The organism is Paenibacillus beijingensis (assembly GCF_000961095.1).
GTDB classification, from domain to species: Bacteria; Bacillota; Bacilli; order Paenibacillales; family Paenibacillaceae; genus Paenibacillus_O; species Paenibacillus_O beijingensis.
In genome coordinates, this window is the sequence record NZ_CP011058.1 from 2,228,556 (window position 1) to 2,253,429 (window position 24,874).

At 54.4% G+C, this 24,874-nt stretch carries 22 protein-coding genes; 2 read left to right on the top strand and 20 right to left on the bottom strand.

The genetic code is table 11. The features are described from left to right. Positions 1 to 3: 3 nt before the first annotated feature. The 6 genes from VN24_RS09965 to VN24_RS09980 form a co-directional block, all read right to left on the bottom strand. Positions 4 to 576 (bottom strand): Crp/Fnr family transcriptional regulator, encoded by a 573-nt coding sequence (locus VN24_RS09965; RefSeq protein ID WP_045670290.1) that lies wholly within the window; start codon positions 574 to 576, stop codon positions 4 to 6. 195 nt (positions 577 to 771) lie between these two features. Beyond that, the gene (locus tag VN24_RS28135; RefSeq protein ID WP_238590878.1) at positions 772 to 1,671 is read right to left on the bottom strand and encodes a TIR domain-containing protein; all 900 of its coding nucleotides are present in this window, start codon (positions 1,669 to 1,671) and stop codon (positions 772 to 774) included. A 149-nt stretch (positions 1,672 to 1,820) separates the two neighbouring features. Continuing rightward, positions 1,821 to 2,252: an AAA family ATPase gene (locus tag VN24_RS28140; protein ID WP_238590879.1), complete on the bottom strand. Its 432-nt coding sequence runs from the start codon at positions 2,250 to 2,252 to the stop codon at positions 1,821 to 1,823. Positions 2,253 to 2,332: 80 nt separating this feature from the next. After that, on the bottom strand, positions 2,333 to 2,812 hold the full coding sequence (rlmH, locus tag VN24_RS09975; RefSeq protein ID WP_045670291.1) for a 23S rRNA (pseudouridine(1915)-N(3))-methyltransferase RlmH: 480 nt from the start codon (positions 2,810 to 2,812) through the stop codon (positions 2,333 to 2,335). Between the two features lie 15 nt (positions 2,813 to 2,827). Beyond that, entirely contained in the window at positions 2,828 to 2,995 is a 168-nt protein-coding gene (locus tag VN24_RS26865) for a CxxH/CxxC protein (protein ID WP_082083705.1), read from the bottom strand. A 398-nt stretch (positions 2,996 to 3,393) separates the two neighbouring features. Next, the gene (locus VN24_RS09980; RefSeq protein WP_045670292.1) at positions 3,394 to 4,995 is read right to left on the bottom strand and encodes a S1C family serine protease; all 1,602 of its coding nucleotides are present in this window, start codon (positions 4,993 to 4,995) and stop codon (positions 3,394 to 3,396) included. Positions 4,996 to 5,289: 294 nt separating this feature from the next. On the opposite strand from VN24_RS09980, the gene VN24_RS09985 reads away from it, so the two are divergent. Further along, complete coding sequence (locus VN24_RS09985) at positions 5,290 to 5,580, top strand: hypothetical protein (protein WP_045670293.1); 291 nt, start codon at positions 5,290 to 5,292, stop codon at positions 5,578 to 5,580. On the opposite strand, the gene VN24_RS09990 is transcribed toward VN24_RS09985, so the two are convergent. From VN24_RS09990 to VN24_RS10020, 7 genes are all read right to left on the bottom strand, one after another. Continuing rightward, positions 5,504 to 6,310, bottom strand: a complete 807-nt coding sequence (locus tag VN24_RS09990) for an MBL fold metallo-hydrolase (protein WP_045670294.1) — start codon at positions 6,308 to 6,310, stop codon at positions 5,504 to 5,506. The two genes, VN24_RS09985 and VN24_RS09990, sit on opposite strands and share 77 nt — an antisense overlap. A gap of 80 nt (positions 6,311 to 6,390) precedes the next feature. Continuing rightward, positions 6,391 to 7,149 carry a two-component system regulatory protein YycI gene (yycI, locus tag VN24_RS09995; protein WP_045670295.1) on the bottom strand — a complete coding sequence of 253 codons (759 nt, stop codon included), beginning with the start codon at positions 7,147 to 7,149 and terminating at the stop codon, positions 6,391 to 6,393. 266 nt (positions 7,150 to 7,415) lie between these two features. Continuing rightward, entirely contained in the window at positions 7,416 to 8,966 is a 1,551-nt protein-coding gene (locus tag VN24_RS10000) for a YycH family regulatory protein (RefSeq protein ID WP_052702886.1), read from the bottom strand. Then, positions 8,966 to 10,813 carry a cell wall metabolism sensor histidine kinase WalK gene (walK, locus tag VN24_RS10005; RefSeq protein WP_045670296.1) on the bottom strand — a complete coding sequence of 616 codons (1,848 nt, stop codon included), beginning with the start codon at positions 10,811 to 10,813 and terminating at the stop codon, positions 8,966 to 8,968. The genes VN24_RS10000 and walK overlap by 1 nt, the downstream gene beginning before the upstream one ends. Continuing rightward, positions 10,810 to 11,556, bottom strand: coding sequence for a response regulator YycF (gene yycF / locus VN24_RS10010; RefSeq protein ID WP_045673161.1), 747 nt, complete (start codon positions 11,554 to 11,556; stop codon positions 10,810 to 10,812). The genes walK and yycF overlap by 4 nt, the downstream gene beginning before the upstream one ends. A gap of 145 nt (positions 11,557 to 11,701) precedes the next feature. Further along, positions 11,702 to 13,222 (bottom strand): M23 family metallopeptidase, encoded by a 1,521-nt coding sequence (locus VN24_RS10015; RefSeq protein WP_052702887.1) that lies wholly within the window; start codon positions 13,220 to 13,222, stop codon positions 11,702 to 11,704. A gap of 255 nt (positions 13,223 to 13,477) precedes the next feature. After that, positions 13,478 to 14,278, bottom strand: a complete 801-nt coding sequence (locus tag VN24_RS10020) for a hypothetical protein (protein ID WP_045670297.1) — start codon at positions 14,276 to 14,278, stop codon at positions 13,478 to 13,480. Positions 14,279 to 14,624: 346 nt separating this feature from the next. Between VN24_RS10020 and bglS the strand changes: the two genes are divergently transcribed. Further along, positions 14,625 to 15,833, top strand: a complete 1,209-nt coding sequence (gene bglS / locus VN24_RS27680) for a beta-glucanase (RefSeq protein ID WP_158453665.1) — start codon at positions 14,625 to 14,627, stop codon at positions 15,831 to 15,833. 219 nt (positions 15,834 to 16,052) lie between these two features. Here bglS and VN24_RS10030 read toward each other — a convergent pair whose 3' ends face one another. The 7 genes from VN24_RS10030 to VN24_RS10060 all read right to left on the bottom strand — a co-directional run bounded on the left by VN24_RS10030 (position 16,053) and on the right by VN24_RS10060 (position 24,817). Further along, complete coding sequence (locus VN24_RS10030; RefSeq protein WP_045670298.1) at positions 16,053 to 17,339, bottom strand: adenylosuccinate synthase; 1,287 nt, start codon at positions 17,337 to 17,339, stop codon at positions 16,053 to 16,055. Between the two features lie 285 nt (positions 17,340 to 17,624). Then, on the bottom strand, positions 17,625 to 18,989 hold the full coding sequence (gene dnaB, locus VN24_RS10035; protein WP_045670299.1) for a replicative DNA helicase: 1,365 nt from the start codon (positions 18,987 to 18,989) through the stop codon (positions 17,625 to 17,627). 19 nt (positions 18,990 to 19,008) lie between these two features. Then, entirely contained in the window at positions 19,009 to 19,452 is a 444-nt protein-coding gene (gene rplI / locus VN24_RS10040; RefSeq protein ID WP_045670300.1) for a 50S ribosomal protein L9, read from the bottom strand. Beyond that, positions 19,449 to 21,410, bottom strand: coding sequence for a DHH family phosphoesterase (locus VN24_RS10045; protein WP_045670301.1), 1,962 nt, complete (start codon positions 21,408 to 21,410; stop codon positions 19,449 to 19,451). Before VN24_RS10045 ends, rplI begins: the two co-directional genes overlap by 4 nt. A gap of 16 nt (positions 21,411 to 21,426) precedes the next feature. Continuing rightward, positions 21,427 to 22,329 carry a DUF2232 domain-containing protein gene (locus VN24_RS10050; RefSeq protein WP_148505219.1) on the bottom strand — a complete coding sequence of 301 codons (903 nt, stop codon included), beginning with the start codon at positions 22,327 to 22,329 and terminating at the stop codon, positions 21,427 to 21,429. Positions 22,330 to 22,570: 241 nt separating this feature from the next. After that, on the bottom strand, positions 22,571 to 23,683 hold the full coding sequence (locus VN24_RS26270) for a hypothetical protein (protein WP_052702888.1): 1,113 nt from the start codon (positions 23,681 to 23,683) through the stop codon (positions 22,571 to 22,573). 57 nt (positions 23,684 to 23,740) lie between these two features. After that, positions 23,741 to 24,817 carry a mannose-1-phosphate guanylyltransferase gene (locus VN24_RS10060; RefSeq protein WP_045670303.1) on the bottom strand — a complete coding sequence of 359 codons (1,077 nt, stop codon included), beginning with the start codon at positions 24,815 to 24,817 and terminating at the stop codon, positions 23,741 to 23,743. Between the last annotated feature and the right edge of the window lie 57 nt (positions 24,818 to 24,874).

The window sequence follows — 24,874 nt, forward strand, 5'->3', positions numbered from 1 at the left end:
TTCTTAATGAATTCTCTTCTTAATTCTACTTAATGACTCCGGGGTAATTCCGAGATAACTCGCCAATTGATGTTGAGGTACCCGGTCGAGCAGAGAGGGCCGTTTCATTAGCAGCGCTTTGACGCGTTCTTCAGGGGAAGAAGCAATAAAAGCAGCAAATTCCTCTTGCAGCTGACTAAAGCTCTCCTCGATCATCTTGCGAGTCATCGACTCCAATTGAGTGTATTTTTTATACATGTCCTGTTCTGTATTTAGGTCGCCAACGACCATCGTACAATCTTCGACGCACATGAAGGTGTAATCGGACGACTTGTCTGGTTTGTGATGATTGAAAATGGCGATCGCTTGCTCTTCGGTGTAGAAATTCGATGTAGCCTCTCTTCCTTCTTCATCGATTGAATACTGCCTGACACATCCCTTCAAAATGAAATAACATTTTGTAGGGACATCTCCTTGTCTGATGAGTACGGTTCCCTTGTTATATTCTACGATATGGAGCTCGTTCACGATGGCTTGTTGTTCTTCTTCGCTTAGGGATGTAAGTCTAACCATATATTTAAATAAAATGTCTTTCATTTTTACTTCCCCTCATCTCCTTCTCACTTGCTTGCTTAATATCCATTTTCAAATGTTAGGGAATCTTTGTAAAGGGCTTTTGCGGTTAATCAGAAAAAACTTGCTCTCACTTATGATACGGCTCGCCGCGCTGTCTGTAACGGCAAGTTATATGCAAGAAGGCTGCCTATGCGGCAGCCCCCTAGTTACTCATTTTTATGACCTTTCCTCAGCAATCTTTTTGACTAATGTACTGACAATTTCATTGATTTGTGATTCGAAATCACCAGATCTATAGAAATGAAAACCACCGATTTTTGTCGTATCATCGAAAAGACCTGTGGGGGCTGTATCAAACCAGACAGGTATCACACTAGCGTCTCCAAATCTATCTCTAAACTGTTCCGACTCAAATCGAGTCCATACTCTTTTGGGATAGTCAGGTCCTAACAAAACTACAACAAACTGTGCTTCACTTCGATAAATTGGACCTAGATACTCCTCAACATTTTCCGCAAGTATTCTGTGCTGTTCATTTTTATCATAAAAGACTGACACTTCTTCTTCTTCGAGCTTATTGAAAAGTGCCTCAGCAACATCTCTATCACAACCAGCAAACGAAAGCGCATAGTCGTAGCTCGATTTAAAATTAAACGACTTATATCCGACTTGTAAAACAAATTTTTTCCACTGAATATTCCGTATATAATACACGAACTTAGGATCTTCTACGCTAATAACATGAGTATTCGGCTCATAGTGTATACATTCTGCGAAAAGTTCTGAGCGCTCACCATTTAAAAATCCCTCTAGATACCCTTTTTCCATTATAGTATTAACACTGCTTCTATGCTTAGGGAATTTTCTTACCGCCTCAATTAGATCCAGGGCCCATTCGTTACTAGTGCCAAGCCAATACAAAATGTGCAGGTAAGGGGCTCTTCCGTCCTTTCTCAACTTTGGCCCTGTCGCAAAGGCTCTTGCTGTGTCATAAAATGCTCGTCCCAAGTCATCAAAAACTTTTTCTTTGATTACTTCAAGACTCGTTGTAACAACAGTAGTTTTTTCTTTTGCTTCAAGAATATCTCCATGAATACAAATTTCTTTTGAGAGCATTTGCGCAATATGGAAGCTTCCTTGCGCTTCTTTTGCAATATCGTGCTTTGTATTAATATTGATATTAAGAGCATGTTCCCCGTTTGTAATAAGCTCGAGAACCTTTTCTTCCGGGTTTGATTCAAATCTGATCGTGTCAATTCGATTATTTAAATCACAAATTTTACAAGCGAATCTCCGGCTTTATTTATCCCAACAATTACGATCTTCGTCTCGGTTGATTCTTCATCAGCTAGAGTTTTCATGTAATCAGCAATCGCGTTCTTTGTTTCAGCATCCAAACGATGAAAATCATCTATAATGATTACGCCCTTAGGTTCTGCTGAGGGAATACAACGGATAGTCTCAACATCCTTTATTTTACGGGCTGATAACTTGCTAATTTGCAAATCAATACCGGACTCTTCGAGCGCCTTTGTAATACTCGATGTTTTCCCAATTCCGGAAGGCCCTTCTATAACAAGTCCCTTCCCTAACGTACGTAGAGAAACAAGGAGCTTTTTATATTCGGGAGGTTTAACAAATGTAAAGGTCGGAACCCCCGAATCTTTGAATACATCTTGTAAATAAGGTACGGGCATCTTTTCATTCCACTATAAGTCAGTTTCCTAGCAGTATACCACATTTCCCCAAGATTCTACATCAAGTGGAAAACTTGCCCCTACTTGTGGTAGGGTTCCCCCCGATTAATCTTCACCGCGCGGTACACCTGCTCCATCAGCACCAGCCGCATCAGCTGGTGCGGCAGCGTCATGCGCCCGAAGCACAGCTTCGCCTGGGCGCGGCGCAGCACGGCGGGAGCAAGGCCCGTGCTCCCGCCAATGACAAAAGCCACGTGGCTGTGCCCATACGTGGCTAAATGGTCGAGCTTGGCCGCGAGTTCCTCGCTGGACCAGAGCTCGCCGTCAAGCGCCAGCGCGATCACATACGCGTCCGGCTTAATTTGCGCCAGCAGGCGCTCGCCCTCGCGGTCGCGCACCTGCGCTTCCTCCGCCGGACTCATCGTCTCCGGCGCCTTCTCATCGGGCACTTCCGTGAGCTGAAGCTTCACGTAAGGCCCGAGACGCTTGGCATACTCCGCGATGCCCTGCAGCAAATATTTTTCCTTCAGCTTTCCGACGGCCGCAATCTGAATCTGCATCGTTCCCGCTCCCGCCTACACGATCAGCAGGACGGCCGGCTGCTCGCACATGTCGCATTTGACCGGCGGGTCCCAATTGGCGAAATGGGTCGTGCTCAAGTCGACCATATCCGGCGCATCCTCGTTCTCGTCCACAAATTTATCAATCGCAAGCTCCGCATGCTCTTTACATACACAATACATGATTTAATAACTCCCTTGTCTTCGATAAAATTCGATCATTCTCTCTATGTTTTCCGTTCTCTCTATGCTTTTCGTTCTTTATATGCTTTCTCGTTCTCGCTGCACGAATCATCCGTCAAACATACCTTCTCTATCATACAGCTTCACCCGAACAATCGCCACTTAATCCGCCCCATCCAAAAAATGCCCGCCAAAACCGCTTCCGCGGACTCGACAAGCATTTCCCGTATTACATCCAAGTACAACAGTACAGATAATATCGTGTTAATTCGTACACCTTCTGACAAGACCGAACAATGAACTTGCAACTGGATCCTTGTGAAAAAGCACCTTAAGTTTCAAGACGGGCACGGACCTTTCTAGTGTTACCGAACCCGACCCGCACACTTCCCCGACTTCTACTGATCCTCGTCTCCCTTTTCATCGAGCGTAATCGTTGCGGTATGCTTTTGGCCGTCGCGGTAAAAGGTGACCACAACTTTGTCGCCGATTTTTTTGCTGTCGTATAAATATTTGCGCAGAGCCATCGTGCTGCCGATGTCTTGTTTATCGAGCTTCACGATGACGTCGTTGAACTCAAGTCCCGCTTCTTTAGCCGGACCGACCGCCTCCAGCACGATGACGCCTTCTTTCACTTTAGCCGGCAGGTTCAATCCGCCCGGGCCGGAGCTGTCTGATTCGGAGCTATTCGGGTCGGTGCCGTCCGGGCTGCCGTTTTCAGTTTCTGTATCAGCTCCCGGTCCGCCCTTATCGCCTGAGCCCCCGTCTTTATCCGTTCCGCCTGAACCCGATCCTTCGCCTTCCTCATCCGGGCCCGTACCGTCCGTGCCGCCCTGGATGCCAAAGCTCATCTGCGCGTAATACTGCGCCAAATCCAATGTGTAGACGCCCAAGTAGGGACGCGGCACTTTGCCGTACTCGATCAAATCTTCGATGACCGGCATCACATTGTTGATCGGCAGCGCAAAACCTAGGCCTTCCACACCCAAATCCGATACTTTCATGCTGTTAATGCCGATGACGTTGCCGTGCAGATCGATGAGCGGGCCGCCGCTGTTGCCCTCGTTGATGGAAGCGTCCGTCTGGATCACTTCCTGCTCCCAGTCGAAGTTGCCGTCCTGATTGAGCGATACCGGAATGATCTGCTGCGTCTTGCTGACGACGCCCATCGTGAGCGATTCGCCCAGACCGAGCGGGTTGCCGATCGCCATGACCATCTCGCCCGATTGCAGCTTGCTGGAATCGCCGATTTTCGCCACCGTGTCGATTCCTTTGTCGTCGATGGCAAGCACCGCGAGGTCGGTAACCGGGTCTACGCCGACGATGGTCGCAGGCCGCTCCTCCCCATCTTGCAGCACCGCCTTCACGGCCACGGCGTCCGCCACGACATGATTGTTCGTGATGATGTAGGCTTTACCGTCTTTTTTGCTGAAAATAACACCCGAACCGACGCTCGCCTCCTCCAGCGTGCCCGCCTCTCCGTCACCGGAACCGCTCCCCGCCGATCCTTCCGGTTGATCCGATCCACCGGCACCGGCATCGCCTTCGCCGCCAGAGCCAGAGCCAGAGCCAGAGCCATTGTCCGGCGCTTGATCCAAGCCGTTCCCGTTCTGCTGCCGGCCATTGCCGCCGCGGGCATCTCCGCTTGCGCCATCTTCCGGTTCGGGGCCATCGAACATGCCGTCCCCAACCATCAACTGCTCATTAATGATGCTCACGACGGCCGGCCGCACCTTGGCCGATGCCGTTACCGTCTGCTGCAGCGGGTCGGCCGTCTGCAATTTTGCGTCCGCTTCACGGGCTGAGCCGCCCCGGTCCACGCCAAAAATAAGCGCGAACAGCAGCACCGCGACCGCGGCCCCGCTAATTGACGATATCGCCATAAGGCGAACAAGTCCCCACTCTTTGCTCCGCCTCGGAAAACGATTCTGCTCCCTATGGTTAACGCGCGCGCGCCGGGAAACTTTAGTGGAATAAAAATCGTCGTCGAATAATCCCATGAATACCGCTCCTCCCGATGCCGGGTCCTCAAGTCTGTCGTGAAAGCCGGTTGCCGGCCCTCATCTGTCAGCAGCGCAATTAAAGCTCTAGTATGTATTACCCGCGGAAGAAGCCCGTTTACCCGCACCACAAGCATACGAGCCGCAGCCCCTTTTCCGCTACAGGAATCTTTTTACTCTATCAGGAATGATATCGGAAGTTTTGATTACAATAGTAATAGAGACATGGTCCGCCCGGTTATCCCGCTGCATCAAGACGCCCGCCCAAACCATATGTTAAAAAGGAGAATCCCGATGAAAAAGAAAGCCAGCACGCATTCGGCCCCGCCCGCATGGGAGCAAGTGTCGCTTATCGCCAAATTCGCCGATCTGCAGGAGCAGCAATACCGCACCCTGCTGACGCTCAGCGCCATGCTGGAGCTGCTCGTCGACAAGGGACTGCTCACCCGCGCCGAAATCGAGAGCAAAGCGGACGCGCTCAAAGCGGCGGACAGCGGAATGCTCGCGCTTATTTCCGCTTTATCTCATCCCATGGCGTCGGACGGTCATGATGGGTCTCTCGCAATGGATACTCGGCTTGTTTGAAAAAGTACCCTTTGTTTTCCAGTACGCTATTCACGGTCAGCTTCGCCAGATCCATCTGGTTATGATCGAGACTGAGGTGCGCCAAGTACACTCGCTTCGTCCGGTCGGTCATCAGATCGCACAGCGCTTCGCCGGCGGCTTCGTTGGACAAGTGGCCGACGTCGCTTAAGATGCGCCGCTTAATGTTCCACGGGTAACGCCCCATGCGCAGCATGTCCGGATCGTGGTTCGACTCCAGCACCAGTACATCGGAATCGATAATTTGCCGCATCACTTTGTCGCTCACGTAACCGAGATCGGTTGCGAGACTCAGCTTATAGCCGTCCTCATAGAAACAGTAGCCGACCGGCTCCGCAGCGTCGTGCGAAATGGCGTACGACTGCACCGTCATGCTGCCGAACGAGAACGACTCGCCCGTCCCGACCTTGACCCGCTTCTCCTCGGCAATGGCGCCGACATGCCGCTCCATCGCCGCCCACGTCGCTTCGTTGGCGTATACGGGAACATCGTATTTGCGGGCGAACGCGCCCAGCCCTTTTATATGATCGGAGTGCTCATGCGTAACGAGCAGCGCGTCCACCTCGTGGCCCGCGACGCCGCGCTCCCGCATCAGCTCCTCCAGTTTTTTCGCGCTTAATCCGGCATCGACAAGCACCGTCGTTTCCTTGTTCTGCACAATGGTCGCGTTGCCCGTAGAGCCGCTTGCCAGCACCGTAAACCGAAATTCCATCCTTAAGCCCAGCCTTTCTCCCGCTCCCCAGCGTGTTTCCCAGTATTACATCTTTGCATCGAAAATGACAACATAAAACGTCACGTCGGATTATTCGACTCGTTTTGCGTCTCGTCGTCCGTCACCACATCGCCGCTGATCGCCTGCACATAGAAGACTTTCCCGTCTTCAAGCATGACCCGCCACGATGGAGCCGCAACCTGCGTCTCCGAATCGAATGGCTGGCCATGGTAGCCAAGCCGGATCTCCTTGACGACGGAGCCTTCCGGCAAGTAGCTTTCAATGAGGCTGCTGACCGCCTTTGAAGCCGGCAGCACGGTCTGCTTCTTGGCCTGCTCCGAAGGGACGAGCTCGATCTGGTCTTGACTGTACGCGACGATTTTTTGATTGCTGTTGTAGTACAGCTCCAGACTGACATCGAACAACGGGCGCGAATCGACCATCCGGTACAGCACGAATACGCCGTTGCTGCGGTTGGCCGAAGGATCGAACGCATATTGGTCCAGGTCCTGTATGACGCTGCCAAGCGCTTTATCGAGCTCATCCCGCGAAAAAATCACCTTGCTGTCAACCGGCGTCTCCAGCTTCACTTGAAGCTTTTCTTGAGGCGGCAGCAGCAGATACGTCAGATCGCGAAGCTGCGGCGTTTCCGTCGGAATGCCCTCCGTAAGCTCGATGTTCTTTTGCTGCATGGCGGCCAGCGTTTCGGGCTTCAGCTCGGTCAGATCGATATTGGCGTTGAGCCGCTCCTGAATGTCCGACCACAGCTGATAGCCGAGCAGTACGTTCAGCAGCAGAAACGCAATAATAAGCACGCTCTTCGCCCGTCCCCAATCCATCTGACCTTACTCCCTTCTTCAGTTTTTGCGTGCGCAAAAACAGTTCGTAAGCCTAAGCTTAGCCGATTTACCGATCCGCTTGCCTGTTGTTTCATTCGCCGCAGCAGCCAAACGCGTTGAATCCGGTTGTTTTCGTACGCAAAAGCAGCAGACGAACAGTGTTTCATCGTCCTTGACGAGCCGCCTGTACGCTTTTCCTCATCCCTGCGTCCCGGCCGAGCTCCAGCCGGCACCGCTGGCGGGCGCCTCACCCGTACCGCGCCGCTCTACTGCGCCCCGTCCGGGCTTCCGCCGGATTCGCTGGCGGGCGCTTCACCCGCACCGCTGCCCTGCTGCGTTCCGGCCGGGTTCCCTCCGGAGGCGCTTCCCCCTTGGGTCGTCGCGCCGGATGCGCCGCCGTTATCAGCCGATAGCGGGCCGGTGCCTTCCAGCAGGCCGCGGCCGCTCAGCTTCTTCTTATAGGCCGATCCGTCGAAGCCTGCCGGCAGCGCGCCGGTCAGCGTCTGGCGGGTTCCGTCCGACAGCCGGACGACCCATACCGGATCGAAACGGAGTTTGCCGTGTTCCAGCGGCTCCGCCTTCACTGCCGGGAACAGAGCTTGTACCTCCGCACGCCGGCTGAAGCCGCCCAGCGCTTTCTGCAGCTCGGTCCCGCCGGGGAGCCAACGTACCACTTTCGCTTCCGGCGTTTCCGATAACGTAATGAGCGACCGCTCGTAACCGGTCACAACACTTTGCTGAGCCGTAAGCTTCATGTACCCGAAGCGGAAACCTCCGCCCGGCAGAATCGGGAATGACCGGTTGGCGTCGAGGCGGAAATATTGCCCGAACAAGAGCGACTTTCCGATGCCCGTACTGGCATCGGCCGTGCTTTGCAGCTGGTGCCGCCCGTCCCATCCGCCGTGCTGGTTAATGAACACGACCGCCGCCACCACGCCGCTGCTGACATTGCTGCCCGCGCTGCCGCTCTGTTCGTTGTTTTGCGGCGCGGCCGGATCGGTGTAGCGGATCCACTCGCCATCCTGTTCGACCTGAAGCGCATGCTTGCCGTCCGTGTAAACCTGGGAGCCGCTTCTGTCCTTCAGCGTCCGCGTCGTGCCGGGATCGAAGAACAAATTGCGCTGCATCAAATCCGGCGGATAAGCATCATAGCCGACGATCGCCTCCGCCGCTTCAACCGGCTCCTGCGGCACATAGAGGCCGTCTTCCGTAACCGCGTACGGCGTCAAATAAGCGCCGAGACCGACATCGTCCTCCACGTCCTGAACGGACAAGTCCGCTCGTTTGGACTCGTAAACCGCCTGGCCGCCGCTGCTGAAGAAAAATGTGCGCACTTCATCGCCGCTGCCGCTGATGCTGCGGAAAATCCAAATCCGGTCCACGCTGTCGGCCATGAACTCCTGGTTGCCCTGCAGCTTCATCACCTTGCGCAGCAGCTCCACCGGGATGCCGCTGCCGAAGCTCAGCTCCAGCCCAAGGTTCGCCGAGCGGATTTCCTTCCAATCGACAACATAAGGCGACATCTTCTGAAAGCTTGTAAATTCGCGGTTCTTCAGCTTATCGTAAACCGAAGAATAATACGGCAAATCGCCGGCATTCATCACCGTGTGCTTTCCGTTGCCGAAATGCAGCACAATCTGCTCGGGAAAAATAACGTCCTCTACCGTTTGCTCCGCGCCCATCGGCTCGGTGTTCACGTAATCCTGCTCCGTCCGCACCGTCGTGCTTATACCGGGGATGCTGTACGCCAGCAAAAAACTTTGCACGAGGCTCAGCGCAACGAGGAAAGCAAGCAGCCAGCTTTTGACCCGTTCCATTATGCCGGCTCACTTCCTTCCTGGACGTAAGGCAATGCAAAAGTCACCGTCGTGCCGGCATGCAGCTCGGATTCCAGCGTCATGGACCCGCCGTGCGCTTTGACCATTTCCCGGGCAATGGACAAGCCGAGGCCGGTTCCGCCCATTTCGCGCGACCTTGCCTTATCGACCCGGTAGAACCGTTCGAATATGCGGCTCAAATCCTTCTTCGGAATGCCGATTCCGTTATCTTTCACGCTAATCGCCAAATAACCGTTCTCCTGCCTGCGCGCCGCCAGCTCCACGCGGCCGCCGTCCGGCGTATATTTGATCGCGTTGGACATCAGATTATCCAGCACCTGGTCGATCTGGTCGCGGTCGAGCACGGCGGTCGTCACATCCTCTTCAATCCGGACCGTCGCCCGGATCGCTTTATGGCGCATCTGGACCGAGAAGCGGTCGGCGACTTCTTCCAGCATGTCTCTAACCTTGATTTCCTGACGGCGCAGCTTCGACTGGCTCGAATCGAGCCTGGAGAGATGAAGCAGATCGCTGACGAGCCGGATCATCCGTTCCGTCTCGTTGCGGATGACGCCCACGAACCGCTCCGCCAGCTGGCGTTCGCCCAGGGCACCGTCATCAAGCGCTTCCGCGTAACTGCGGATCGTCGTCAGCGGCGTGCGCAGCTCGTGCGACACGTTGGCGACGAATTCGCGCCGGGACTGGTCCAGCTTCTCCTGCTCGGTAACGTCCTGCAGCACGGCGATCGTGCCGGTAATGCCGCGGTCGCGGCGGTGAATCGGGCTGAACGTGATGCGCAGCATCCAGCTGTCCCCCGGCTCCCCGTCTTCCTCCGGCGATTCCTTGAACACGACCGTAGAATGCTCTGCGCTCTGCCTCAGCTCCGCTTCCTTCTCCGGCGTCAGGCCGAGCAGCTCCGACAGCGAACAGCCTTCGCAGACCGGTACGCCAAGCAGCTCCAGCGCGCGCCGGTTCGATATAATCACGATGCCGCGTTCATCGGCGGCGATAACCCCGTCGCTCATATTCGATAATATGGAAGCGAGCTTCTCCTTTTCTTCCTCGTTGACCGACAGCGCTTCCTGCAGCCGCAGCGTCATATCGTTGAACGCCTCGGACAGTCGCCCGATTTCGTCATCGCCGTACACCGGCACCGGGTCGCCGAAGCGCCCTTCCGCCAGCGTCGACGCCTGGCGCGTCAATCCTTTGATCGGACCCGTTATCGTATGGGCAAGCAATATGCCCAGCACCGCAGTCAGCCCGAGCGCAAACAGCGTGCCCGTGACGAAGATCCGGTTCACCCGGTCAACCGTGTCGTACAGCTCATTCATGGACGCCACGATGTAGACCGCTCCGATCACTTTGCCGCCGGAGGCGACGACCGGCTGGGCGATCACTTTTTTGCGCACATTGTCCTCGTCCAGAATGTCTTCCTCGTTGTCCCGAATGCCCTGCAGCGCGCGGCTGACCGCCAGCGACGTGTTTTTTTTGCCGACATAGTCCTGGTGCGCTTCCTGGGAGGTCGTCAGCACGCGGCCGCTGCCGTCCAGCACTTGAATTTCCGCTTCATTGATGTTGAACAGGTTGCGGACATACAGCGTCAAATCTTCCGGCGTCGTCTCCCCAACGCTGCCATCCGCAGCGCCGCCGGCTGTCAGCACGCTTGCGGACAGGTTGGAGAGCGCATTGGCCTGTTCCTTCAAATTGGTCGTAAAGCTCTCGGTGAGCGAATTTTTGACCGTGCTGATGAAATAAATGCCGATCAGCTGCATCGCGATCAAGATGAGCAGCACGTATATAATGATCAGCTTGGCCTGTATCGTGCGGAAAAATTTCCGGCCGTTCATCCCAGTCCATAGCCTCCGGATTTCGGATTTCGCATCAGATAGCCCAGTCCGCGGCGGGTCAAAATATATTCCGGCCGGCTCGGGTCGTCCTCGATCTTCTCCCGCAGCCGCCGGATCGTCACATCGACCGTGCGCACATCGCCGAAATATTCGAATCCCCATACCGCCTGCAGCAGATGCTCCCGCGTCATCACCTTGCCGCTGTTGCGGGCGAGATAATAAACGAGCTCATACTCGCGGTGCGTCAGATCGAGCGGCTGGCCGTCCTTATAGACGACATACATATCCGTATCGATAAAAAGATTGAAAATGCGCAGTCCCTGCTGCCCGTCGGCCTCCTCGCCGGCCGGGTACCCGGACCCGCCCGCTTCCGAGCCCCGCTGGTGGCGGCGCAGCTGCGCCTTCACCCGTGCAAGCAGCTCGCGCGTGCCGAACGGCTTGGTCACATAGTCGTCCGCGCCAAGCTCCAGGCCAAGCACCTTGTCCAGCTCCGTATCTTTGGCCGTCAGCATAATGATCGGCATCTGCAGCCGGCGCCGCACTTCGCGGCAGACGTCCATGCCGTCCTTGACGGGCAGCATCAGGTCAAGCAGCATCAGATCCGGCTGCTCCTCGAACGCAATCCGCACCGCCTCATCGCCGTCGAAAGCGCAGATGACCTGGTAGCCTTCTTTTTCCAAATTGAACTTTAGTATATCGGCAATCGGCCGCTCGTCGTCAACGACCAAAATTTTTCCGTGCACGCTCATCACCTGCCTGTTCATAGCTTCTTCCATTTTATCATAGGTGCAGTGACTTGTTCACGTTTTCTGTTGGAAAAGCTTGGTGAAAGTCCGAAGGGCACCGCCTCGGCCTTATAGCTGAGTCGATGCCCTTCTCGCGCTTGCGTTAATAATATTTAAGCGGGTTTTGTTCGTTGCCGTTTCGATGAATTTCAAAATGAAGATGAGTGCCGAAAGAATGTCCCGTATTGCCCATTACGCCGATGGAATCGCCTTTCTCGACGACCTCGCCATCGCTGACCGATATTTTGCTCAAATGGGCGTACAGCGTCTTATATCCGTTTTTATGATTGATGATGATCACATTGCCGTAACCGCTTTTCTGCCCGGCAAATTCGACGACGCCTTCGTCGGCCGCCTTAATGCTGCTTCCGCCCACGAGGTCGATCCCTTTGTGCAACCGTCCCCACCGCGCTCCGAAACCGCTTGTTATGCGGTGGCCGCTTACCGGCCAGATGAAATCGCCGGATCCTTCGCCGACGACGACTTTCGTGCCCGAAAGGACGATCTTCGGCACCGACTTCTTGATCACTTCCATCCCGACCAGCTCTTCGCTCATCATAAGGCCGTTCTGCTTCACCAGCTTGTACGTGAGCCGCTTGATGCCGGGCTGCCCCTGCTGGATCACTTTCGTTTCGCCGGCCTTCATCGTGTCCCGCTTCTGGATGATGACCTGGGGCTCCGTCTGGATCGTTTCGACCTGGCTCTCCAGCGTCTGTACCGTCACCGCCGGCGCCTGCGCCGTCAAATCGAGCACTTCGCCCGCCTTGATCAGATCGTCCTGAACCGACGGGTTATTTTTGTAGATGACCTCGGGTGAAATGTCGAATTTGGCCGCGATGCAGCCGACACAATCGCCCTTTTGGACGGTATAACTCGTTTTTTGCGTGCTGCCCGTAATGATTTTCGTATACAGCTGGTTTTGTCCCATCATGTTGGACGGATCGGTTTTAACCGCTTCGGTCTGTACGTCCTCCACAAATTTCACCTGTGAAATCCGGCTGCCCGAAGACGGCGCCTCCGTAGCTGCGGAATAGGAAAGAGCCTTGACTTGAACCGGCTTCTTCAGCCTCGACGGGGGCGCGTATTTGTTCTTCACTTGCTGCAAAACCGCTTTTGCCGTCGCTTCGTTTTTCACAATGCCGATCACGTTGCCGTTAACTTTGACTTCCACGCCTTTGGCGTAAGGCACGAGCAGTGCGTCCAGCTTGTCCAGCGTCGCTTCGGTTTGCGGCTGCGCCTTATAACCGCTCTCCTTCACGTAAGACAGCCCGCTACTGTCGATTTCCATTTCCAGGTTCGGATACTTCGCCTGCGCTTCCTTCGTCTTGGCCTGCACCAGCTGCTCTACATCGGACTGCGCTGCGACCGTCCCTACGGACTGGCCGTTTATGTAGACCGCAGTGTAGTCAACCGTGTTCGTAATTCGATAATAGAAGCCGCCCGCAGCAAGAACGAATATCAACAGCAGCATGCTTCCTGCAAGCAAAAGCGGTTTCCGGTGCCGGTTAGCATCCCTCCAGCCGGCGCGGGGAGCGCCTTTCACCGGTTGCGGATGGTTTATCATGGCCGAGCCCGGCAGCGCTCTTGTGCCGCCCTTCCGGTCCTGATCGGGTACAACTTTCATAATCGTCTCCTTTATGGTACAACTGCCTGTGCAAATTGTGCTAGTTAGTTGTTTGGACTGAAATTGCGCCATGATTTATCTATATATATCCGACATTTATCTTTACTATGGCCCGCCCATTGATTTATTTGTGCAATAATAACGAATATTTTACTGATATTCACACAAAAATACGAATCCTCACAACGGAAGATTCGCTTTTAACTTTACCATAGGATCATTTTACGATTCAACAAAACGGCCCCGGACGGCTCATTAATATTTTTTCAGAATATCTTTCATCTTCTCATATTCTTCCCGGCTCAAATATTGCGCCAAAATCTGCTCGGTGCTGCTCAGCTCCTCCTGCGTCAGCCCGTTCTCCATATATCCGGAAATGGTCTGCCAGGCGTCCTGCGGCAGCTTCGTCATCAGCAGCGTGAACAGCGTCTCTTTGTCCGCCGCACTCATCTGCTGCTTCGCTTCATTCAGCTGCTCCGTCGATATGGAAGCCGTCGGAGGCAAATTGCCGCCCTCCGCTGCGCCGGCGCCGCTTCCGGCCGCGCGATCATCGCCGCCCGGAGCCGGGCTGTCGCTGCCTGACTCGCCTGCAGCGCCGCCGTAAGCTTTCGGCCCGCTGCCGGAGCCGGTCACCGGCTCCTCACCGTCCTGGCCGAACGCGTCGACCGCCAGCGGCTCATCTCCCGTCCCGCCTTCTGGGCCGCCGGACTCGCCTGCGGCGCTTCCGCTCCCGTCTCCGCCGCTCCCCGTTCCGCCGCTCCCCTTGCCTGCGCTATTACTCCCGGCACGATCGGTTCCCGAATCCGCGCTGCCTTCCGCAGCGCCGCTGCCTGTTTTTTCGCCTGCGATCTGCCCGCCGTCCGCCGAATCGGCGCCCCACAGCTTGCCCCACACCCCGGATAACGCGAACGGCTGCGTCTGCAGCGGAATGTTGAACTGCTTCAGCACCGTTTCGACGTAACTGTTTACGATATACCCCGTCGTCCATATGGACAGGAAGCTGACGATGAGCGCCGCGGCCACCGTTTTTGCCAGCCAAACCGCCATTTTCCGCATCTTCTGATTTCCTCCGTTTCCATCAATCTCTCTACCAGTATGGTCAAAGCGGCAGAGAGACATTCCGTCTGGAAACAAAAAAAAGAAGAGCGCTCCGCTTCAAGCCGAATCAGTGAGGCGGTTTACAAACCCGGCCGTAATCGAAAGAATAGCCCGGAAACAATCCGACCTCGCACGAGCTGTGCCATTTTCCAATTGTTTTGATGAAGATATCGCTTCATGTTGCCGATAGACTAAAAGTAGCCGGCGGGATTTGACCTTGACGCAACACCCGCTCGTCCCGTTCGCGAATGTAATGTGGATCGGATGCTTGATGAATTCCATTTCAGGGAAGAGGTGTTTATCCATGATGTCGGCAAAAGCCAAATTGAAAGGGATGAAGGCATTACTTGCGGCTGCAATTGTTGTACTTGGGTTGGCATTCCCGAAACAAACGACTGCAGCGGACACCGCATTCTACGAACCTTTAAATGCGGTAAACAACAAAATGTTCTACGTTTCCGACGGTTGGGGCAACAGCCCGAATTTTGGCGTCGGATGGAAAGCGTCGAATCTGGAATTTAACGGCGGAATCATGTCGCCTCGGTTGGATAATGCAGGTTGTCCAGACGCATGCTCCGGCAAAAATTATGCTTCCGGGGAATATGCGACAAACTTGAAGTACGGTTATGGCCGGGTTGAAGCGCGAATCAAGGCGGCGAAAGGAACCGGATTGGTCACTTCGCTGTTCACGTATTCCGGTCCGGCTGCCGGCACGTCGAACGACGAAATCGACATCGAAATTTTGGGGAAAGACACGACCAAACTGGAGGCGAACTACTTCACCAACGGAGTTGGAGGGCATGGCACGGTAATCGATCTCGGTTTCGATTCCTCTCTCACCTTTCACAATTATGCTTTCGAATGGTCAGAGGACGCGATCAGGTGGTATGTGGACGGCAACCTGGTGCACACGGAAAACGGTTCTCGCGGCCCGCTTCCTACAAGCCCCGGGTATATAATGGTCAATTTATGGTCCGGAGCGGGACCGGCCGAAATATGGACAGGACCGTTCACGTATAACGGCACCCCGATTCGCGCCTATTACGATTGGATCAAATATACGCCTGCCAGCCAGCTTCCGTCAGAGCTCGGTACGGGACTTACGGCCAATTATTTCGACAACATCGATTTTACCGCTTTGAAAGCGACACGTACGGATGCGGCGGTCAATTTCGATTGGGGTACCGGCTCCCCGATGGCCTCGATGGCTTCGGACACGTACGCCGTCCGCTGGACGGGGAAAGTGAGTCCTCAATATGACGGAACGTATACGTTCTATACGAGTACGGATGACGGGGTAAGGCTGTGGGTGAATAACCAGTTAATTATTAATAAGTGGTTTGATCAGGGGACGACCGAATGGACGGGCACGATCCAATTGACGGCCGGCCAGAAGTACGATATCCGGATGGAATACTTTGAAAATACGGGAAGTGCGTCCGCGAAACTGTCCTGGTCCAGCGCATCCCAACCGAAACAAATCATTCCGCAGCACCGGTTGTATCCGAGCTAATCCCAAATATACGTAAAAGGACCTCCCGTTTCGCTGGCAAAGCGGAATCGGAGGTCTTTCTCGATCGGCGGTACGAAGGCGAATGATTAAATGTCGGAACTAAACCATGAAATTCGGGTAAGAATGGGGATATACGTTGCAGAAAGCAGACAATTTGACCCTAAAAAACGAACGAACCGGCCAAGGATCGCCTTGGTCGGTTCATTTTACAGCCGCCGATTATTCGTAGATCGGCAGCACCGGATTCGTCTGCTCGCGGTTGCGGCCGACGGAGAAGATGGCGATCGGAATGCCGGTCAGCTCGGACACGCGCTCCACGTAGCGGCGCGTATTGGCCGGCAAATCTTCCAGTGTTTTCGCGCCGGAAATGTCCTCGGACCAGCCCGGCAGCTCCTCGTAAATCGCTTCGCATTCCGACAGCATTTTCAGGCTTGCCGGGTAATGCTCGATCACTTCGCCGCGGTATTTGTAGCCGGTGCAAATTTTGACCGTTTCAAGTCCGGTCATGACGTCCAGCGAGTTCAGCGACAATCCCGTAATGCCGCTGACGCGGCGGGCGTGGCGGACAACGACGCTGTCGAACCAGCCGACGCGGCGCGGACGGCCCGTAACGGTGCCGTATTCATGGCCGGTCTCGCGAATGGTGTCGCCGATTTCGTCATGCAGCTCGGTCGGGAACGGACCGTCGCCGACACGGGTCGTGTACGCCTTGGCTACCCCGATAACCTGCTTGATTTTGGACGGGCCGACGCCCGATCCGATACATACGCCGCCCGCCGTCGGGTTCGAAGACGTAACGAACGGATACGTCCCTTGGTCGATGTCGAGCATGACGCCCTGGGCGCCTTCGAACAGCACCCGCTTGCCGCCATCAATCGCGTCGTTCAGCACGACGGACGTGTCGGTCACGTACGGGCGCAGCGTCTCGGCGTATCCGAGGTACTCCTGCAAAATGCTCTCCACATCGAGCGCTTCCCCGCCGTACACTTGCTCGATCACTTGATTTTTCTCCGCTACGAGACGGCGAAGCTTGCCTTCGAATTCCTCAGCGTCCATCAGATCCGCGATCCGGATGCCGTTGCGCGCCGCTTTGTCCATGTAGCATGGACCGATCCCTTTGCGTGTCGTGCCGATTTTGTTCTCGCCCTTGCGCTCTTCCTCAAGGCCGTCCAGCACGAGATGATAAGGCATGATGACGTGCGCGCGGTCACTGATTTTAAGATTTTCGCTGGAAAAACCGTGTTCGTGAATATAGTTGATTTCGTCGATCAGCGCGGCTGGATTAATAACCATTCCGTTCCCAATGACGCAAGTTTTGTTTTGATTGAAGATGCCCGATGGTATCATCGTCAGCTTGTATTTTTTGTTGCCGATGAGAATGGTGTGGCCGGCGTTATTACCGCCTTGGTAACGGGCGACAACCTCTGCTCCATCCGCCAAATAATCGGTAATTTTGCCTTTCCCTTCGTCTCCCCACTGCGTTCCGACAACAACAACCGTAGACATGATATATACCTCCGCCGGGTGTTTAAGCACACCGAAATTTACTGCTTTATCTTAACCCGGCCCGGTGATCTTATCCATAGGCCGTCGGAAGCCGCCGGCTTATCCAGCCGTTCAGCTTTCTCCATTAATCCGAAAAGCAGCAGTTCTAGTGTATCAGCCCATTTTCCGGAAGTCAACAAAAACGAACAATCATAGGGGGACCCATATGATTGTTCGGAATTTGCCGACTGGCCGCAAACGGGAAGACAGCTATTATGACATCGTCTGTGCCGCTTCGCGTCAGCATCAGGACACTTGGCTCGGATCCTGATGGGCGCGGTCGATGCTCACGAATTTATTGAAGTTTTTCAGAAACGCCAGCTCGACCGTCCCGACCGGGCCGTTCCGCTGCTTGGCGATGATGATTTCGATAATGTTCTTCTTCTCGGTATCCTGGTTGTAGTAATCGTCGCGGTACAGAAACGATACGATGTCGGCATCCTGCTCGATCGAACCGGATTCCCGCAAGTCGGACATCATCGGCCGCTTGTCCTGGCGCTGCTCGACGCCCCGGCTCAGCTGCGACAGCGCAATGACCGGCACTTCCAGCTCACGCGCAATCATCTTCAGCGTCCGCGAAATTTCGGATACTTCCTGCTGCCGGTTCTCGCCGGCTTTGCCCCGGCCCGCAATAAGCTGCAGGTAATCGATGAGGATCATGCCGAGTCCGCGCTCTTTCTTCAGACGGCGGCACTTGGCGCGAATGTCGGCCACAGTAATGCCCGGCGTGTCATCGATAAAAATTTGCGCCTCCGACAGCGAGCCGATCGCCATCGTCAGCTTTTCCCAGTCGTCGCCTTCCAGAAATCCGGTCCGCATCCGTCCGGCATCCACGTTCGATTCGGCGCAAATCATCCGCTGCACGAGCTGGGCGGCGCTCATCTCCAGACTGAAGATGGCGACCGTCTCGCGGGCCCGCACGCCGACGTTCTGGGCGATATTGAGCGCGAACGCCGTCTTCCCGACGGAAGGACGCGCCGCCACAATAATCAAATCGCTGCGCTGAAAGCCGCTCGTCATTTTGTCCAGATCCGGGAAGCCCGACGGAATTCCGGTCGTGCCGCCTTTATGCGAATACAAAAACTCCACCCGCTCGAACACTTCCATCAGCACATCGCGGATGGAGATGAAGCCGCTGCTGGAGCGGCGGTTCGATATTTCCAGAATGCGGGCTTCCGCGTCGCTGAGCAGCGCCCCGATATCTTCGGCGGATGCGTAACCGTCCGAAACGATCGTCGTCGCCGTACGGATCAGCCGCCTGAGCATCGACTTTTCCTCAACGATTTGGGCGTAGTAGTCGACGTTGGCCGCCGTCGGCACGACACCGGCCAGCTTGGCCAAATAGCTGACGCCGCCGATCTCATCGAGCTGCTGCCGGTCCTGCAAATAAGCGGTCAACGTGACGAGGTCGATGGGCTCATTGTTCTCGCCAAGCTCCACCATCGCCTCAAACACCCGCTGGTGCGCTACAGAGTAGAAGTCTTCGCTGCGGACCCGCTCCATCGCGGTAATGAGCGCTTCCGCCTGCAGCAGCACGGCTCCGAGAACCGCCTGCTCGGCCTCTATATTTTGCGGCGGAACCCGGTCAAACAACAGCCCCTCGTTGTTCATTCGTCCTTCTCCCCCGCTCTTATTCCTCGGCCGTCTGCACCTTCAAGGTGCCCTTCACTTCCGGATGAAGCTTGACGGCCACCTGCGTCACGCCAAGTGCGCGAATCGGCTCCTCGAGCTCGATTTTGCGCTTGTCGATCTTGATGCCCTTCTTCTCCAGCGCCTCGGCGATCTGCTTGCTCGTAACGGCGCCGAACAGCCGGCCGCCTTCGCCCGCTTTCGTATGCACGACGATCGTCATTTGTTCCAGCTTGGCGCCGAGCGCCTGCGCCTCTTCTTTTTCCTTCGCTTTGCGCTTTTGCTCCGAAGCGTTTTGCGCCTCCAGCGTTTTGACGTTGCCCTCGGAAGCGGGCTTCACCAGCCCTTTCGGAAGCAGAAAATTGCGTACATATCCTTCCGACAAATCTTTAATGTCTCCCCGTTTGCCTTGTCCTTTCACATCTTTCAGAAAAATGACCTTCATTCGAATAACCCCTCTTCCGCTTCAATTTGTTCCAGCACCCGGCGCAGCTTCGCATATACGTCTGTGACCGATCCTTGCAGCTGCGCCGCTGCGTTCGTCAGATGTCCGCCTCCGCCCATCCGCTCCATGACGACCTGCACGTTCATCTGCCCGAGCGAGCGGGCGCTGACGGCTACAAGGCCGTCGGGCCGCTCCCCGACGACAAACGATGCGTAAATGTCCGTCATGTTCAGGAGCGTATCGGCCGACTGCGCGATAAGCAGCTGCGAATATTTGCGTCCCGGCTCTGTAGCCGCAATCGCGATATGACCGTGTATGACTTCGGCATGCTTAATAATATCCGCTTTCTTCAAGTACTCCTCCAAGTCCTCTTTCAGCATCCGCTGGACGAGCGCCGTGTCCGCCCCGTTGCGGCGCAGGAAAGAAGCCGCTTCGAACGTGCGGGCTCCCGTGCGCAGCGAGAAGCTCTTCGTGTCGACGGTAATGCCCGCCAGCAGCGCCGTCGCTTCGCGGATATCCAGCACAACCCGGTCGTGAATGTACTGCAGCAGCTCCGTCACAAGCTCGCAAGCCGAGGAAGCGTACGGCTCCATGTAAACGAGCACCGAGTTGTTAATAAATTCTTCGCTGCGCCGGTGATGATCGACGACGACGATCCGGTCCGTCTGCGTCAAGATGCGCGGTTCCTTCAGCATCGATGCTTTGTGGGTGTCGACGACGACGACAAGCGTCCGCGAATCGACAAGCGCGACGCTCTGCTCCGGCGAGACGAACCGCTTCGCGTACCGTTCGTCCTCGCGCAGCATTTCCATCATCCGCTGAATGGCCGGATTGACGCCTTCGAGCACGATGAACGCTTCCTTGCCAAACAGCTGGGCCGCCTTGGCGACGCCGATGGACGCTCCCATGGAGTCCATGTCCGGCATTTTGTGCCCGACGATGACAACCTTCTCGCTGCCGCGGATCATATCGCGCAGCGCATGCGCGACGACGCGGGCGCGTACGCGCGTACGCTTCTCGACCGCATTGGACTTGCCGCCGTAGAACGATTGGCGTTCGCCGACCTTCACGGCCGCCTGGTCGCCGCCCCGCCCGAGCGCCATATCCAGACTCATCTGCGCCCACTGGCCCAGCTCGGGGATCGTCTCGGCGCCCGCGGCGAAGCCGATGCTGAGCGTCATCGGAATTTTAAGCTGGCACGTCATCTCGCGCACTTCATCGAGGATGACGAACTTGGACTGCTCCAGCTGCCGCAGCGTCTTCTGGTCGGTAATAAGCAGGAACCGGTCGGAATTGAGCCGCTTCAAATAAAGCTGCTCCCGCTGCGCCCATTCGGTAATCTCTACCGTCACTTTGGAAAGCAGGGCGCTGCGCTGCTGATCGTCCATCGATTGGGTAACCTCGTCGAGGTTGTCGATAAAGACGATGCCGATCGCCATCTTCTCCTCTTCATACCTGCGCGCCAATTGCCACATTTCCGTTATGTTATGGATGTAGATCAGCTTCTCCTGCGGCTTGACGATCAGTTCGTACACGTTCGAACCGACGGCCATCTCCATCGTTCCGGCGCGGTCCTTGACCTGCGCAAGCGTTGGAAACAGCTCCAGCAGCAGTTCCCCGACGATCGATTCCCGGTTCATCATCTCCGCGACGAACGGATTGTGCCATTCGATCACCTTCTCGTCGCTGTAAAGTACTATCCCGATCGGCAGCTCGCTTACGACTTCGTTGCCTACTTTGCGCACCCGGTACGAAATCCGGCCCAAATATTTCATTAAATCGCGTCTGAACGTCCGTTCAGCCAAATACGAGTAGACGCCGGCCGACACCGTCAGCAGCAGTCCGATAAGGCCGAGCTGCCATTTGTACCAAGCCAGCGCAACGGTCAGCATAATCATGATGGCAATGGACCATACTTGGTGCATGCCATGCCAACGCTGTATTAGAAACTTCGGCATTTCACACGCCCCTGTATCAAGTTTTCCTGAACGATTTACGGATCGGAAAAGCGACATCGAGCACGCCGATCAAGCTGAGCGGCGACAGCAGCAGGACGGGGATGGCCATCAGCAGCGGTACCGCTCTCGGCCATTTGCGCTGATCCGCCAGAAAAAAGAAAAATCCGATTGCCTGCATCTTGAATGCGAACTGCAGCAGCGGCAGAAGATTGATTACCGCAACCGCCAGAAACGAGCCGCTATCCTTGGAAACCATCAGTTGTATAATCGTGACGACAAGGTAATACAGCACCATAATTCGCGGCAGCATCCAATCCTTGGCAGGCGGAAAGCCTTTTACGGACACCCCCATGCGGCCCAGCACCCGGCGCGCAATATATTGCGTAACCGCCGTATACAGAAACCCCATCATGAGCAGCACCTGCGGAATGGACTGCACCGTCGTCCGCACCGTCAGATCGGTCAGTTCCGACGTCCATGCTTCCGACAGCATGCCTTGCGCCCGTAGCTGTTCGGTCATCGTACGGATCGTGTTGCCGAGCTCATCGATGAGCGACACATTCATAATGAGATTAAAGAGCAGCAGCTCCAGCAAGATCTGTCCAACGATCGTGACGATGACAGCTGTGAACACGACCCGAACCGGCCGATCGCGACGATACAGATGACCCATAACAATGCCCGGTATAAGAAAAAACAATCCGACAATGAGCGCCGGCAGTCCCATAATGAGATACCCGATTCCCCACACCGGCAGCAAATGAAGCACAAAAGCTTTTTTGGAAAGCGTCGTATAAAGTACGACATAAGGAACCATCATCAAGGTGACGGTTAATACGTTCAGCAGCGGCACGCCCATCGACAGCAGCAAAACAAGCGCAGCCGCGCTCCAAAGCACGGATTTTACACCGAATACCAAACCGTTCACCTCTTACGTCTATGTTGGTCAAGCAAGCGGCAGTCCTGCAACCATGCGTCCCCGGCAAGCTTTAACAATCATTATACCACAAATCAAACCGTAAGAGTCCGGCGCTTTGCAGCCTGTATCCGAAGGCAGGCAATACGGCGTGGAGACAAGGCGGTTTAACCGGAAAAAGCTAACATCCGCAGAGCGAGACGTTAGCTTTTTCTTTATTTTCCCATGTAATCGGCCTAGGAGCCTAAATGATTTCTTTTGCGGAATCGATGCTTTTCTTCTCTTTGCCCACCTTGTTGCCTAACAACCGATTCCATACCGATGCTTTTGTCTGATCTTTTTGAGTCGTTAACTCCCCAAGCGTTGTCGTGACCTGCTGCGCCAATTCCTGGAACAATCTTTCCATTTCCTTGATCCGGCCGTCCAGGAGATTAAACTTCTCGGTTACCAGAACGTTCAGATCGTTAATCCGCCCCTCATGCTGGATGGAACGCTCCGTCATCCGAACGTCCAGACCGTTTAACCGCTCCTCAAGCAGCTGTTTCGCCTTATCCGCCTGCTGGACCCCATGCCCCGACGCCTGCAGCCCTGATATCGAAGGCGAAATTTGCTCAATCGAAGAGCTCTGATATTCAAGACCGGTGCTCGAAATGACAATTTCCCACATTCTGGTATTTAATTCGTAGTGCGATAAGCCAGGGTATAATCTTTTCAGATACTTTTCCATCACAACTGTTTCAATGAGATGCTGATTAAGCGCTTGATCCCATTTTTGCGGGTGTTTTTGATGGTAGGCAATTTTGCTGAAAACCCTTTTTGTCCGTTTATGATACGCGGCCGGAACACATACCATCCACCAGTCCCATGCCGGCTGGCCCATGCACATTCCATCATCTTCATAGACGCTCAACAGCTGCTGGTCAAAAAAGAAAAAGTCGACTCCGTTACTGACGATTCCGTCCGTACTGCTAATATGGTCCACATCAACGCGATGCCCGTATACGAGACTGTCTACCGTCTCTTTGTGTATAAAATTAATAAAGTCTTTTTTCAGCCCTTTAAAATGAATATCCGAATTAATGATGCCGCATACTTTGGAATTGGAACTTTTCAAATACGTCATAAAATCATAAATATACACGTACGGTTTGCCGTACTTTTCTTTAGCCGTTCTCCACACAGTATGGAACGTAATATCAGGGAAATAAGGTTTGATCACGTCGATTTCCTCGCTGCTGTTTAATGAAACGACGGTAAAACCCGCTTTGATCCATGTATCGATTGCCGAACGTTGGATATCGATATAATTGGGCGCAATCGAAGTCGTAACCAAAATACTCTTTTTGTCCAAAGCCATTATCAATTACCTCCTCAAATATGACACTTGTTGCAGCAACATTGAATCAGCGTGTCGCTACGTGTATTTTTCATGCCCGCTTTTTTTGAGCATTTCGACAAGCGTTTTGATGTCCTGGGCTCTTTCCTTCGGACAGACAATCATCGCATCTTCCGTCTTGACGATAATGACGTTCGTTAATCCAATCGTCGTAACCAGCATGTCTTGGCTGTATATAATCGAGTCGCTCGTATCGATTCCGATATGATGCCCGACAACCGCATTGTTGTTCGCATCAAGCTCGACCGTTTGGGCAAGCGAATCCAGACTGCCGATATCGTTCCAATCGAAATAACCTTTAACGGTCCGAAGTCCATTGCAATGCTCCAGGACGCCGTTATCGAACGACAGACGGGGCAAACCGGCGTAGGCGTTTGCGATTTCATTCTGGAAATCCGGGGAATCATGGTGCTCCAGCGCTTTGGACAGTAACGCAAAATGATGCGGCATATGGAGCTTGATTTCATCCCGGAACGCTTGAAAGCTGCCGGCAACCATGCCGCTGTTCCATAAATACGTACCGGTCTTCACATATTTCTTCGCCGTATCCAGATTCGGCTTTTCCTTGAACTGGTGGACATTGCACACATTTCTCGAGCCGAACCGGTCGGTTGGATTCACTTGAATGTAGCCGTACCCGGTAGCCGGGTAGGTCGGATTGACCCCGATCACCACAAGCCCGCCGCAGCATTCCGTTTCCCGGTAAGCCTGATGCACGGCCTTCAGATATTCATACTTGTTATGGATATAACTGTCGGCAGGAATAAAACAAACGGAACCTGTTTTGAACTTCTTCTCAAGCAGCAAAGAAGCGTAGGATATGCATGCAGCGGTATTTCTCTGCAACGGTTCCAAAATAATGTTGGATTCCGGAATCACATCCTTAAGCACTTCTCTTGTAAGCTCCAAATAGTTCTTGTTTGTAATCACATAGCATCTTTCGGGCGGGATCAAATCTTGGATCCGTGTTACGGTCTGCTCCAGCATACTTTTCTTTCCGTCGACGCTTATGAACTGCTTGGGCTTGCGTTCTCTTGAAAAGGGCCATAGCCTCTGTCCGGCGCCTCCTGCCATAATGACGGCATATTTGTCCATTTGCTTCCTCCCCGGAATCATAAATCAGGACGATGATACTTCCGCAGGGATTCGTTT